This window comes from Gluconobacter sp. ESL1110 (assembly GCF_058107395.1).
Window position 1 is genome coordinate 84,797 of record NZ_JBYLUK010000009.1, and the last position, 12,395, is coordinate 97,191.

Annotated in this window: 10 protein-coding genes and 2 pseudogenes; 9 read left to right on the plus strand and 3 right to left on the minus strand. The window is 54.1% G+C overall.

Features of this window, described 5'->3' with window-relative positions:
• Positions 1 to 4: 4 nt before the first annotated feature.
• Entirely contained in the window at positions 5 to 1,108 is a 1,104-nt protein-coding gene (locus AC3B6F_RS12260) for a Fic family protein (RefSeq protein WP_489824573.1), read from the minus strand.
• A 425-nt stretch (positions 1,109 to 1,533) separates the two neighbouring features.
• Between AC3B6F_RS12260 and AC3B6F_RS12265 the strand changes: the two are divergent.
• Together AC3B6F_RS12265 and AC3B6F_RS12270 are read left to right on the plus strand one after the other, a co-directional pair.
• A pseudogene (locus tag AC3B6F_RS12265) lies at positions 1,534 to 1,701 on the plus strand (DUF6538 domain-containing protein); the annotation flags it as partial.
• A gap of 12 nt (positions 1,702 to 1,713) precedes the next feature.
• A complete protein-coding gene (locus AC3B6F_RS12270) occupies positions 1,714 to 3,039 on the plus strand; it encodes a tyrosine-type recombinase/integrase (RefSeq protein ID WP_489824586.1) in 1,326 nt (441 codons plus the stop codon).
• A gap of 222 nt (positions 3,040 to 3,261) precedes the next feature.
• Here AC3B6F_RS12270 and AC3B6F_RS12275 read toward each other — a convergent pair whose 3' ends face one another.
• Positions 3,262 to 3,732 (minus strand): hypothetical protein, encoded by a 471-nt coding sequence (locus tag AC3B6F_RS12275; protein WP_489824574.1) that lies wholly within the window; start codon positions 3,730 to 3,732, stop codon positions 3,262 to 3,264.
• A 435-nt stretch (positions 3,733 to 4,167) separates the two neighbouring features.
• On the opposite strand from AC3B6F_RS12275, the pseudogene AC3B6F_RS12280 reads away from it, so the two are divergent.
• A pseudogene (locus AC3B6F_RS12280) lies at positions 4,168 to 5,509 on the plus strand (transposase).
• Positions 5,510 to 5,941: 432 nt separating this feature from the next.
• Positions 5,942 to 6,151: a hypothetical protein gene (locus AC3B6F_RS12285; RefSeq protein ID WP_489824575.1), complete on the plus strand. Its 210-nt coding sequence runs from the start codon at positions 5,942 to 5,944 to the stop codon at positions 6,149 to 6,151.
• A gap of 41 nt (positions 6,152 to 6,192) precedes the next feature.
• Here AC3B6F_RS12285 and AC3B6F_RS12290 read toward each other — a convergent pair whose 3' ends face one another.
• Complete coding sequence (locus AC3B6F_RS12290) at positions 6,193 to 6,639, minus strand: hypothetical protein (RefSeq protein WP_489824576.1); 447 nt, start codon at positions 6,637 to 6,639, stop codon at positions 6,193 to 6,195.
• Between the two features lie 94 nt (positions 6,640 to 6,733).
• Here AC3B6F_RS12290 and AC3B6F_RS12295 point away from each other — a divergent pair, with 94 nt between their 5' ends.
• The 5 genes from AC3B6F_RS12295 to AC3B6F_RS12315 all read left to right on the plus strand — a co-directional run bounded on the left by AC3B6F_RS12295 (position 6,734) and on the right by AC3B6F_RS12315 (position 11,076).
• Complete coding sequence (locus AC3B6F_RS12295; RefSeq protein WP_489824577.1) at positions 6,734 to 7,027, plus strand: helix-turn-helix domain-containing protein; 294 nt, start codon at positions 6,734 to 6,736, stop codon at positions 7,025 to 7,027.
• A 76-nt stretch (positions 7,028 to 7,103) separates the two neighbouring features.
• Positions 7,104 to 8,552 (plus strand): site-specific integrase, encoded by a 1,449-nt coding sequence (locus AC3B6F_RS12300; RefSeq protein WP_489824578.1) that lies wholly within the window; start codon positions 7,104 to 7,106, stop codon positions 8,550 to 8,552.
• Positions 8,553 to 8,969: 417 nt separating this feature from the next.
• Positions 8,970 to 9,887 (plus strand): replication protein RepA, encoded by a 918-nt coding sequence (locus tag AC3B6F_RS12305; protein ID WP_194263241.1) that lies wholly within the window; start codon positions 8,970 to 8,972, stop codon positions 9,885 to 9,887.
• Between the two features lie 140 nt (positions 9,888 to 10,027).
• A complete protein-coding gene (locus AC3B6F_RS12310; protein ID WP_489824579.1) occupies positions 10,028 to 10,708 on the plus strand; it encodes a division plane positioning ATPase MipZ in 681 nt (226 codons plus the stop codon).
• Complete coding sequence (locus tag AC3B6F_RS12315) at positions 10,705 to 11,076, plus strand: hypothetical protein (protein WP_141354685.1); 372 nt, start codon at positions 10,705 to 10,707, stop codon at positions 11,074 to 11,076. The genes AC3B6F_RS12310 and AC3B6F_RS12315 overlap by 4 nt, the downstream gene beginning before the upstream one ends.
• Positions 11,077 to 12,395: the final 1,319 nt, after the last annotated feature.

The following is a 12,395-nucleotide window of genomic DNA, read 5'->3' on the forward strand; positions in this document are numbered from 1 at the left end:
CTGTTTACCCGAGACAAAGAGAATATCGTGCATAGCGGTTTTCTCCCGTCCGATTAAGGGCCCCGAGAAACACCAGATCGGCCAGATCACGCGTTGCCGTGGCAGATGTGGCGCCTGTGATCGAACGATAGTTCTGGGCGCTTAGACCGCCTTGAAAGCCGTCCGGCCCTTCTGCCAGCATCCGAAGCAGAGCCTTTTCCTGACGCGTGTTCAGCTTGTCACGGAGGCGATCCAGAAACCGCGTTTTCTCAATTAAAAAACGAATATTCTGAAGCGTCCGAGACTGGGCTTCCAGAACGACATTTCCAAACCACCCCATCCACGCATCAATGTGATTGGTTTCGCTGGCACGATGCAATTCGAGATAATAGGCTTTCTTGTGTGCATTGATGGTTGCAGCCAGTGCCGTAAGAGTCGGGGCCTCAAGGCTTTGCGCTAATGCTTTCTCAGCAAGAGCCCGTCCGATACGGCCATTCCCATCTTCGAAGGGATGGATGGTCTCAAACCACAAATGTGCAACCGCCGCCCGTTCGATAGCAGGGAGAGGCTCCGCTCCGGCTGGGGCCGTTCTGTTAAACCACTCAATAAACCCCGCCATCTCAGAATGCACATTTTTCGACGGCGGCGCTTCAAAATGAATATGTGGGGCGTGGAGAGGGCCTGAGATAATCTGCATGGCTTCTGCATGCGTCCGATATCCACCGATGACGTCCAGATCACGGCGACCATTCATCAGCATGGCATGCCAGTCGAACAGAATTTGGTCGGTTAAAGGAGCCGCATAATGTCGATAGAGATCGACCATCAATTCCGCAGCCCCAGCCTCCGCTGGCGTGGAGCGCCGCTTGTCTGGAGCAAAGCCCAGCTGGCGGGCAATCGAAGATTGCACACTCGCCCGATCAAGAACCTCACCCTCAATGGCAGAGCTTTCGACCATTTCTTTTGAGATCAGCTGAACAATGAGCTGCTGACTGGCATCTTTGTCCAGATGTTGCATCGCGCCCACGACAACGCCCGAACCTTTCAGGAACTGCGTTTCAGCCTCACGCAAGAGACCTGTCTCAAACTGAAACTGCGGCCAGTCCGGACGCTGCCAATTCCAACGCATGATCGATACCCCAACCTTCTATCAATCACTTTAACTACAAAATATGATTGATAGAAGCACAATCTATCCATCACCCGACATGACGGATTATCCCGCACACAAACCCGAAGCGACCCGCAGCTCCCCGGAATGATTTCAAAATGAGACGCGCCTCTCTTCACGCCAGTATGACCATCACAACAGAACCCTTGACGGACCTCAGTTTTTCTCCAAACTTGTTCTCCATAATGTTTACTGAGAAGAGCGTCATATCCGCAGTTTTCTGCTGAAATTGAGAGCCTCCCAACACCCCAAAAATCTTGGGGAGCAGGTTCGAGTCCCGCAGCTCGCACCACTAACTTATTGAAAATACAGAGAAAAACGCGCCTCGGCGTTAAAGTGGGCGTTTATCCCACAGTCTTTCCCAGAATGGGAAAGGTAGGCGCATGCTGCGAATCGTCGGATCGCAATACTATTTTAGGCGTTCTGTCCCTCTGGACCTGCGTTCTTGGCTGGGACGAGGCGAAGTCTCGCATCCCCTGAAAACCTCCAGTAAGCTTGTCGCACGGCAAAAAGCGGCTCTGCTGTACGCCAAAACGGGCCAGTGTTTTCAGGAGATTCGGCGCATGACGACAGAGCCAACACAAAAAGCCCTGACCGCTGTCGATATCATCCGTTTTTACGAGCAATTCGTGAAGGATTGGGAAAACTATCACAACGTCCGGCTGAAAGAAGAAGAGGCCAAACATGAGGTCGAAATGGCTCAACAGGCGCTCCGGACAAAAGCCTACACGCAGCAAGTCGATAGTTTTCTGGACGTCATTGCAGGGCATTTCGAACAGACCCACACCTTCCTCGCTGCCCTGAGGCAAACACAGGCTGTGAATATAGCCGTGACCAAAACTCGTGAGGCGATGCTGCGTGATGAAATTGCGGGGCTTCGCAAACTGGTCGTCGATATCAAAGCTTCAGGCAGCGCTTTAACGACAGTGCCAGCCCTCTCTGACGAAGAGGGGCCGGAAAGCGAACCGCTTCAAGCCTTGCCGTCTCCGACTAAAGAAAGCCGTAAAAAGGCCAAAGCCCAGACCATTAGCGCGATGGCTCAACGCTTTGTCCTCAGTGATGCCAGTAAAAGCGCAGACACGATAAAGGGAACGAAAACAACGCTCGACCTGTTCATCGAGGCTTTTGGCGACCTGCCCGTTAATCAGGTGACGGGAACGACCGCAGGAGATTTTCACGATTTGCTCCTTGGGCTCCCTACGACACATGGGAAATCCAAAAACCGTTTACCCATTCGAAAAGCAGTTGAAGCGGCCAAAGAGCAAGGGCTTGAAACGGTCAGCGGTAAGACCGTGAAGAACCACTTCTCTCGGCTATCGTCTCTCTGGTCCGTACTCGTTCAACGCGAAATCGTTGCTAGGAACCCGTGGTCGCAATGGTCTTTCAATACGAGCAAAAAGACAGAACGACGCTGCTGGACCGATGAAGAGCTGTCATTGCTGACACAGGCACAATGGGAGCATCGCGGCATCTCCCGCAGGACTTATGCGGGGATGGTCAACGTCGCTCTCTATACAGGCTTACGATTGGGAGAAATTTGTAATCTGCGCAGCCAAGACATTGAGAATATCCAAGGCATGGCGTGCTTCCATGTTCGCCCACATCCGGAAGATGGATGGTCTCCAAAGTCTGTTGCAGGCACGAGGCTCGTTCCCATCCACTCCCAGCTTATCAAAGCGGGCATCATGAGCTTTTTGAAACCGGAGCAACATTTCCTGTTTCCCGACCTTCCTACATCAAGTGAAGGCGTCAGGGGTGCTGCGTTTGGGCAGGCGTTCTCAAAACTGAAGACGAAGCTCGACCTTCCGGCGGAAATTACGTTCCACAGCTTCCGGCACACCGTCTCAACGAAGCTGCGCAATCAGAACGCCAGCTTCCGCGAGCTCTAGATTGACCGGGTGCTGGGACACGAAGCCTCACACCGCAGCCAAGGAACCATGAACTACACGAGTTCCATCGACGTGCAGAACCTGAAAAATGTTATCGAGGCTCTGGAATTCCCAACATTCCAGTTGGACATTCCGGAGAGCTGACGGCGGTTATAGGGGGAGTGGAAGGTCGGCTACGGGAAAGCCGCCGCTCTGCAAAAGCGGCTAATGAGGGGCCTTCGCCTAACCTTGGTCGGTATAGTCATACTTGAAACGAATTTCTTGCCGCCCTTGCACTCGCTTGAAAATCGCTCTCCCAGCGGCCTGACGCAGGGTACGCAGCCAGAGGATTAATGCATCCAGGTCCGGGTAGAATTCTAACGCATCGTCGAAATCATATTGAGGCAGCATGATTTCCGAATCTTCAAACACTTTGAATGTGCTGAACGCAAGACGCATACGATCAACATCCGTGTGAGCAATGACCTTGTTGCGCCTTTCCTTCAGTCGCTCGTGAAGGGCCAACTGCTCAATGGTAGCCGTGATGCCCAGCCGCTTTAAGCTGATCGTTGGCAGCCCTTTTGAGGCGGAGAATGGTCGCCAGTATGCGATGACAGCCGCGTCCTCAAAGCATCGTAGGCGCCGACGTTCGATCCGCGAAATCGGTTCTTCGGGACCAACCTCTGAAATAAAATCGAACGCGCTGAGGGCCATTTGGAAGTCAGCCTTCGCCTGTATGATGCGAACTTCCTCCACTGTAAGAGCCGACGTTTCCAATTCATGTACCCAGACAGTGAATAATCAAATAGAGTTGACCCACTATGGCTCAACGCCTCCCAAGCTCTTTGATGAATAACTATGATTAAGACGGTTGGTCAAGCAACTCACTAAACCATCACGAGTTTCTCGAACTAATATGTTACACCGTTGACTTGCGGAGGCCTTTAAAGCCATCCGATTAATTCCATCAGCCGCGTCTGTTATGAAAGACATTGTCACGCCGATGACCTGTCTGACATGAGGGCGTCTGCCGCCTGTCCACTTCACATTCCGTGAGCGGACAGGCAGTTCAGGGGGGATAGTGTTGAAAAAGTCGCGCTTGCTTTGAGAGTGAAGCACTGATTCACTCTTCGCAGGAGGAACCTGCAAATGATGGGTGATCGAACGAAAATACAGGAGGCACTGTTCTACGAGTTCCGTCTTGAAGATCATGTGCCAGCTGGCCACCTTTTGCGTTCAATTGATCGCTTTGTCGATCTGAACGGCCTGCGTGAGCATCTTCGCCCATTTTACAGCGGCACGGGGCGGCCTTCAATCGATCCCGAGCTGATCATCAGGATGTTAATCGTTGGCTACGTGATGGGTATTCGGTCCGAGCGGCGGCTATGTGAAGAAGTCCATCTTAACCTGGCCTACCGGTGGTTCTGTGGCCTTGGTCTCAACGGCCCTGTGCCTGATCATTCGACATTCTCGAAAAACCGGCACGGACGCTTCCGGGAGAGTGATCTGCTTCGCCAAGGGGCTGGTGGGCGGTGAAGGCTTTGCGGTCGATGCCAGCACGATCAAGGCCGACGCTAATCGGCAGCGCAGTGTTCCGAGCCCAGATAAACTGCCGATCGAGGCAGCCCAACGTGCTGTGCGGGAGTATTTCTCGGTGCTGGACGATGCTGCATTTGGGTCTGCTACGCCCGTGCAACCAAAATATATCTCTCCGGTCGATCCTGCGGCACGTTGGAACGCTGCAAGCGGTGGCCTTGCTTATTATGCCTACTGCACAAATTACCTGATCGACCTTAAATCGGCTGTCATCATGGATGTAGAAACCACGACAGCCATCCGACAGGCCGAGGTTACGGCGCAACGCAGAATGATAGAGCGTACGCAGGAAATATTTGGAATATGGCCCGAAAGGCTTGCTGCGGATACAGCTTATGGATCCGCTGAAAATCTTGCGTGGCTGGTTCATGAGCGTGGCATCGAACCTCACATTCCGGTCTTCGACAAATCTGCCCGGCAGGACGGGACTTTCGAACGGCGAGATTTCACATATGACCACGTGCACGATCTTTACATCTGTCCTGGAGGACAGCAACTGAAGCAGCAGTGGCGCAAGATCAACTCGGATCAACCAAATGCCCCTCCCGACAACCTACTTCGATACCGTTCGTCGAAACTGGCGTGCGACGTATGCACTCTCAAACCAAAATGCTGCCCCAATCAGCCCAATCGTAAGGTTCTGCGCTCTATTCATGAAGGCGCTCGTGATCTGGCCCGCGACATTGCTTTAACCGACGCCTATATTATCTCCAGACGAGAACGAAAGAAGGTCGAAATGCTGTTTGCTCACCTCAAGCGCATTTTGAAGATCGATCGGTTGAGGCTCAGAGGACCAAACGGTGCCCGTGATGAGTTCCATCTCGCCGCAGCTGCTCAAAATCTCCGCAAAATGGCGAAACTGATACCTCCCGGAGCGCCTGCCTTATCCACCTGAGGCAAGAAAGCTGCACTTATGTCGAAGTGGCTTGGCAACACTTCCACTCTTCACCATGAGTTTTTCAACACTATCCCCCGATTGTGTTGAAAAAGTCCCACTGGAGTTTGCACTCGACATTTAGGTTCGATGTCATAACGTATAGAGCACTGTAATCATGGAGAATTTTCATTCGCAATTGCATACAAAATCCTGAGCAGACACCTCAACATGACTTTTTCAACACAATCCCCCCAAAGCTGCCAGTTTTCTTAGGCCTATTAAGCGAACAAGCTGCAGTCGTCTTCTAACCGCTTTTGACGTTTATTGGCTTTATGCGGCGTCTTGCGCGAGAGCAGCACCCATACTGCACTCACAACCATCCGCGATATCGTTGTCTGGCAGCGGGTTTCTTCCGCTGCATCATCAAGGTCTCAGACTGGAGAAGCAGACATGACCAGAGTTCTTTATGGTGACAGCCGCGCCCTCGCCCGTGCCGAAGACCAGGGTTTCGTTCACTGTGTTCGTGACGACGCGTCTCTGGAGACGTTCCTCCAGGAAGGACGGGACACGATCCTGGTGCATGCAGAAAGCCCAGAAGGCGTGATCCGCCGCTACCCTCGCCTCGCGAGCGCGAACGTCACGTTCGAGGCAGCTGCCTGATCTGACGCTCAGAACGCCGGATCATACGCCGATCAGGGTTTCTATAGCCCCAGGCGTGTGATCCCGGCCCGATACAGCCCCTCGAACAGATCCCCGAGCGCCAGGCGCCGTCGCAAGGTCAGGCGTCGTTGGGCCAGATGATACATCCGGTCGTGCAGCAGGTGGCAGCGCTGACAGAGCGCGCGCAGATTGCGCAGCCGGTTGCTGGTGGGATCATGATTCAGATGAGCCGCCGCCAGAACCACTTTCGTCTGTCGTATTTGCAGATGCTCGATCAGGTCCGGAGGTGAGACCCGCCTGCCCCGACCATTGAACCAATGCCCCGTGTCCGGATGCTTCCATCGGCCACCCGGTAGCACCTGAAGGCGATGTCCATGCGGCCGACCACAGCGCTGACAGATCCCTCCTGCCCGCTCGAACCGCACCTGTCGGCTCAGTTCGGGCCAGTTTGAGGGGTAAAGTGGCTTCAGTTCCGGTCGGATCGGCATTCAGTCTTCGTTAACACATTTCCGGTCTGCGTTAGACAGGGTTTGTTCCTGTGTCCACTGGCTGGCAGTGGCGGAACAGCATAAGCTGGCGGCCATGAACTCGTCTCTGGAACCTCAGTCCGATCATCAACGACATGTCGGTCAGCGTCTGCGGCAGGTCCTTGATGCCCTTCCCCTGCCCTATGTTGATGCCGCCACCGCTATGGGGGTTTCAAAGCAGGTGCTTCGGAACTGGATGGCAGGAGACAGCTACCCCTCGCCTTATGCGCTGTATCGTCTGAAATTGGCGCATGGCGTCAGCGCAGACTTTCTCTTCCTCGGTGACAGCGGTGCGCTCCCTCACCGGCTTGCATACGCATTGCAGCAAAAGTCCACCCCCGCACGCTAAGCCGTTTCGGGCGCCCTGCTCTGACCCGGGCTTTGTGCTATCAGAAGGAGTAGGTTCAGGTTTCACGGAGGTTTTTATGCTCAGCCATATTCACATTGCAGGCTCGGCAAAGGCTGCCCGTGAGGCCCTCCTGGACCGGCTGGACCAGAAGACCCGACAGCAGCTTCCTGCCGGCAGTCTGGAAAACTCTGTCGCGCTCCTGTCGACCGGTCGCTTCTCCCCTCACCTGTCTCTGGTCATTCGCGGCATCGAATACCGGCATAACCAATTTGCAGAAGACACGGTCCTGTCCACCAATATTGAGACGGCCGAGGAGGCATTGGCCATCGCCAGTGCCCACCTAACCACCCTGCCCTCCGGGCACGACCTTGCAATCGCTCTGGATCTCGAACCCGATCCCGTCTTCGTCGCCTGGTTCAAACCGAAAGCGATCAAGCGGCGCAAGGCAGGATCGCAGGAGATCACACTAGCCCCTCTGGCTTCTCCTCTGGGTCAGCAGTCTGCGGCGGTCCTGCAGTGGTTCGATGCTCTGACCGATGAGGCTCTGCCCGACTATGATGGGACGCTGGTGACGGCGGAGCGCGCCTCGAAGACCTATTCCCGCGCCGCGAAGGCGGTAAACACACGGCGGACCTACCGTTCGGCCGTGCGCTCCTGGTGCGCATGGGCGGCAGGACATGGGCTCCCTGCCCTGCCCGCCCGTAGCGAGGACGTCGCCTCCTATCTGGCTGATCTTGCGCTCCAGAAGAAGCGACCCGCCACGGTGGATCTGCACCGTGCCGCACTGCGCTATCTGCATCATATCGCTCAGGTCCCCGTCCCGACTTCCCATGCCCTTGTGTCCGAAACTGTTGCGGGTATTCGCAGGACGTCGACGGGAAGTGCGTCCCGTCAGGTCAAGGGACTGACCTGGGATCTGTTGAGTGAGGTCATTGAGCAGATCGATAGCACCGAGCTCGTGGGCGTCCGCGACAGGGCCATTCTTCTGCTCGGCTTTGCCGGCGCCCTCCGACGGTCCGAAGTGGCGGCGCTGTGCCTGGAGAATGTGGCGCTCGATGATGACGGGATGCGTATCCGGCTGGACCGGTCCAAAGGCGATCGCACCAGTCAGGGTGTCGAGGTGGCGATCCCGAGGGGGATTACCGGTCTCTGCCCGGTCCGGGCTTACGAGGCCTGGCTACGCGCGGCCAGACTGAAAGAGGCCAAGGGACCGGTTTTTCGACGCGTGTGGCTTCCGCCTGCCGCCGAGGCCGGTCAGCCCCCTGCCCTGCCCGCCATGGGTTCAGAGGCGCTGTCTGACAGGTCTGTGGCTCGCATCATTCAGAAGCGCTGCCTGGATGCAGGACTGACAGGCGATTTCAGCGGGCACAGCCTGCGACGCGGAGCAATCACCACAGGAGCGCGGGATGGCACCGATCTTGTGTCGCTCAAGCGTTTCTCTAGGCACCAGACCTTCGGCGTGGTGGAAAAATATATCGAGGTAGAGGACGCCATGACCAAGCATCCAGGGCGCAGTCGGTTCTGATTGGGCCAAGGATGAATCCAAATGTGCACTTTACCGGGATTTGCGATGAGATCCCCGATCTTTTCGATCCTCTTTTAAGCCGCGCAAGTGTGAACTTTAGCGGGGTCGTCCGCGAGGGCAGAAGAATCGCTCGGAACTGGTAAGATATCTTGGCTATCCCGTGCACTTTTGCGGGCAAGGTGTGCACTTTAGCGTCGGAAGTGTGCACTTTTCCGGAGAGCGATACGCTAAAAGCGGCACTCTTCCGTGTTGTCCTGTGCACTTTAACGGGACAAACTAATATATAAACTAATATCTTCTACTAAGCTTTTTCCCTCTAAAGTGCACAGCCGCGCCAAAGCATTTCCGTTCCCCGGTAAAGTTCACGGAGACAGATTAACTAGCTTTAGTCATACTCTCCACGTCGGAGAGATAGGCATGGCTGAAGTTCATCGAATTATAGAGCAGATAGGGCGCCAAGGCGCGCTTCAGCTCGATATAGATCGACGCGTGATCGACATCGCGAGTGGGTATATGTCGAGCGAAGAACTTGGCATTGGCTTCTTGTATTCTGGTTGGGCCCAGGCTGCATTGCCGCATAGAAGACTTAAGTCGAGCGCTGCGTGGCAAGTAAAGAGCGATCACGTAACGCTGCTCGTTGAACCGGGACGGAGACCCGGGAAAGATGCCGAGCCTGAATACGTAGGAGTTCCCTATGGAAGTAAAGCCCGTTTGATTATGCTTTATCTTCAGACCGAGGCACTTAAGACAAATAGCCGGGAAATCGAGATAGGGAAAAGTCTCCGATCATGGTTGAATCGCATGGGCATTCCCATCGGAGGAAAGGCAGTGGCAGACGTTCGTGATCAAGCCGAGCGGATTGCGCGTTGTCGTCTAAGCTTTCATATAAAAACTGCCGATAGCACAGGATTCCTAAATCAAAATATCATCGACTCAGGAATGATCACTGAGTACGACGATGCGACAGGGAAACCAACGTCATTCCTTGACGCAGTAAAATTGTCCGAGAATTTTTTTCAGCAATTAAAACGCCACCCTGTTCCGATAGAAGAGGCCGCCATTAGGCATCTAAATGGTCATTCCCAAGCTTTGGATATTTATTGCTGGCTAGCGTATCGCTTACACGTCTTAAAAAAACCGACACCCGTTACTTGGGCGGCCTTAAAATTACAATTTGGACCAGGCGTTGCCCGTATGGACCATTTCCGCACAGGCTTTTTAGATAATTTGGGACTAGCATTAGCAGTTTATCCTGCTGCGAAAGTTGATGTCGACCGAACAGGCGCAACCTTGTTTCCCTCCCCTCCCCCAGTTAAGCCAAAAACACTCTCATAAAGACGGAATTACCATTGGTATACCGTTGACCTACCCGAGCAAGGCAGCTAAGAGGAGGCGTAATGTTCGTCTGCAAGCGGAATGATAGGTATACCGAAGGTCTTCCGTTTCCATGCAGTATACTATTTTGGAGAACCTTAATGCCAACTATCGTCTTCGCTTCTCCGAAAGGTGGAGCAGGGAAATCTACGACAGCTATTCTCTTGGCATCGGAGTTCGCACATAACGGTGCCTCCGTAACTCTAATTGACGCTGATCCAAATAAGCCGGTTGCTCGTTGGGCATCACTTCCTGGAAAACCGGAGACGTTAAAGGTGATTGAAGACGTCACCGAACGGACTATTATAAAGACGATTGACCACGAGGCAGAGGAAAGTTCGTTTGTAATAGTAGATCTCGAAGGTACCGCGTCAAGAATGGTACCTTATGCAATGAGCCGTGCGGATCTTGTAATCATCCCTACGAGAGGTTCAGCCCTCGACGCTGTTGAAGCTGTTTCTGCTGTTAGAGAGGTCAGGCAGCAGGAAGAGGCATTTAGAATCAACATTCCCTGTGCCATCTTATTTACCTGCACAAGCGCAGCAATACGACCGAGGACTTTATCTGCTATTGAAGCGGAATTCCGGGAGAACGGCGTACCTGTGTTCTCGGTTCAAGTTCATGAGCGTGATGCATACAGGGCGATTTTTTCTTTCGGAGGTACTATTCGTACTCTCGATCCCAAAAATGCGCGCAATCTCCCAAGTGCCGCAGCGAATATCGAAGCCCTTGCTAGGGAAGTGATAGAATTACTATCCAGCGGACAGGACATAGATCGATGAAATCACGCACAAGCATCTTTTCGGATCCGCAAAAGGGTGGAGCTATGGATCTTTCCAAATTCAAGCCCGCACCGAAAAACAAAGATACAAGGCCCGCGCCTGAGGAGATTGACCGGATCTCGGAAGGATCCCGATTTGTCAGTAGAGAAAGTGTATCCGAGCCCGAAAACACCGCAGGCAAGGCTCAATCTAATCAAGGCATGAGGAAACCAAGAGCGTATCGAACTGGACGACATCGCGTAGTGAGTGTGAAGACTACAAATGAACACGCAGAACGGTTTTATGAGCTCGCAGACAAATTAGGTTTAAAAGTTGCGGAGACGTTTGAGTTAGCTATAGCGGCACTGGAGCGTGACAATCGTCCATGATCAAATGAGAATGCCCGTAACGAGGGATTCTTGTTCAAATAGGGAAGTTCCCTTTTCCTACCCTATGAAACGGTAGACCGACCGTATTCCTTTCTACCGACGTCCTGAATGTGGATGGTGGGGAACACTCCCTGCCCCGCGTTTCAGTGCCTGCCCTTGGTAGACTGACCGTAGACCCGGATGCTTAAGGAGCTCGTGCTGTCATGGCTGGTAAACGGTAGACCGACCGTATTCCCTCCTACCCACGTTCTGAATGCGGAGGGCGGCGAACCCTCCCTGCCCCGCGTTTCAGTGCCTGCCCTTGGTAGACTGACCGTAGACCCGGATGCTTAAGGAGCTCGTGCTGTCATGGCTGGTAAACGGTAGACCGACCGTATTCCCTCCTACCCACGTTCTGAATGCGGAGGGCGGCGAACCCTCCCTGCCCCGCGTTTCAGTGTCTGCCCTTGGTAGACTGACCGTAGACCCGGATGCTTAAGGAGCTCGTGCTGTCATGGCTGGTAAACGGTAGACCGACCGTATTCCTTCCTACCCACGTTCTGAATGTGGAGGGCGGGGAACCCTCCCTGCCCCGCGTTTCAGTGTCTGCCCTTGGTAGACTGACCGTAGACCCGGATGCTTAAGGAGCTCGTGCTGTCATGGCTGGTAAACGGTAGACCGACCGTATTCCCTCCTACCCACGTTCTGAATGCGGAGGGCGGCGAACCCTCCCTGCCCCCGCGTTTCAGTGTCTGCCCTTGGTAGACTGACCGTAGACCCGGATGCTTAAGGAGCTCGTGCTGTCATGGCTGGTAAACGGTAGACCGACCGTATTCCTTCCTACCCACGTTCTGAATGTGGAGGGCGGGGAACCCTCCCTGCCCCGCGTTTCAGTGTCTGCCCTTGGTAGACTGACCGTAGACCCGGATGCTTAAGGAGCTCGTGCTGTCATGGCTGGTAAACGGTAGACCGACCGTATTCCTTCCTACCCACGTTCTGAATGTGGAGGGCGGGGAACCCTCCCTGCCCCGCGTTTCAGTGTCTGCTCTTGGTAGACTGACCGTAGACCCGGATGCTTAAGGAGCTCGTGCTGTCATGGCTGGTAAACGGTAGACCGACCGTATTCCCTCCTACCCACGTTCTGAATGCGGAGGGCGGCGAACCCTCCCTGCCCCGCGTTTCAGTGTCTGCCCTTGGTAGACTGACCGTAAATACTGCGGAAACATTAGCTGTCTGCAGCTTGCTGAAAGTATCCCCCTTACCTCACCAGCACTGACAGACGAAGAATAGACGAGGAAAAAAGGAGAGGTAGGATAGGCGTATGGGAGAACCGCTGCCAG

Bases quoted from the DNA above. Each gene is read 5' to 3' on its own strand.
- AC3B6F_RS12260 (WP_489824573.1), bottom strand. From the start codon at position 1,108: ATGCGTTGGAATTGGCAGCGTCCGGACTGGCCGCAGTTTCAGTTTGAG.
- AC3B6F_RS12270 (WP_489824586.1), top strand. From the start codon at position 1,714: ATGACGACAGAGCCAACACAAAAAGCCCTGACCGCTGTCGATATCATC.
- AC3B6F_RS12275 (WP_489824574.1), bottom strand. From the start codon at position 3,732: ATGGCCCTCAGCGCGTTCGATTTTATTTCAGAGGTTGGTCCCGAAGAA.
- AC3B6F_RS12285 (WP_489824575.1), top strand. From the start codon at position 5,942: ATGACCAGAGTTCTTTATGGTGACAGCCGCGCCCTCGCCCGTGCCGAA.
- AC3B6F_RS12290 (WP_489824576.1), bottom strand. From the start codon at position 6,639: ATGCCGATCCGACCGGAACTGAAGCCACTTTACCCCTCAAACTGGCCC.
- AC3B6F_RS12295 (WP_489824577.1), top strand. From the start codon at position 6,734: ATGAACTCGTCTCTGGAACCTCAGTCCGATCATCAACGACATGTCGGT.
- AC3B6F_RS12300 (WP_489824578.1), top strand. From the start codon at position 7,104: ATGCTCAGCCATATTCACATTGCAGGCTCGGCAAAGGCTGCCCGTGAG.
- AC3B6F_RS12305 (WP_194263241.1), top strand. From the start codon at position 8,970: ATGGCTGAAGTTCATCGAATTATAGAGCAGATAGGGCGCCAAGGCGCG.
- AC3B6F_RS12310 (WP_489824579.1), top strand. From the start codon at position 10,028: ATGCCAACTATCGTCTTCGCTTCTCCGAAAGGTGGAGCAGGGAAATCT.
- AC3B6F_RS12315 (WP_141354685.1), top strand. From the start codon at position 10,705: ATGAAATCACGCACAAGCATCTTTTCGGATCCGCAAAAGGGTGGAGCT.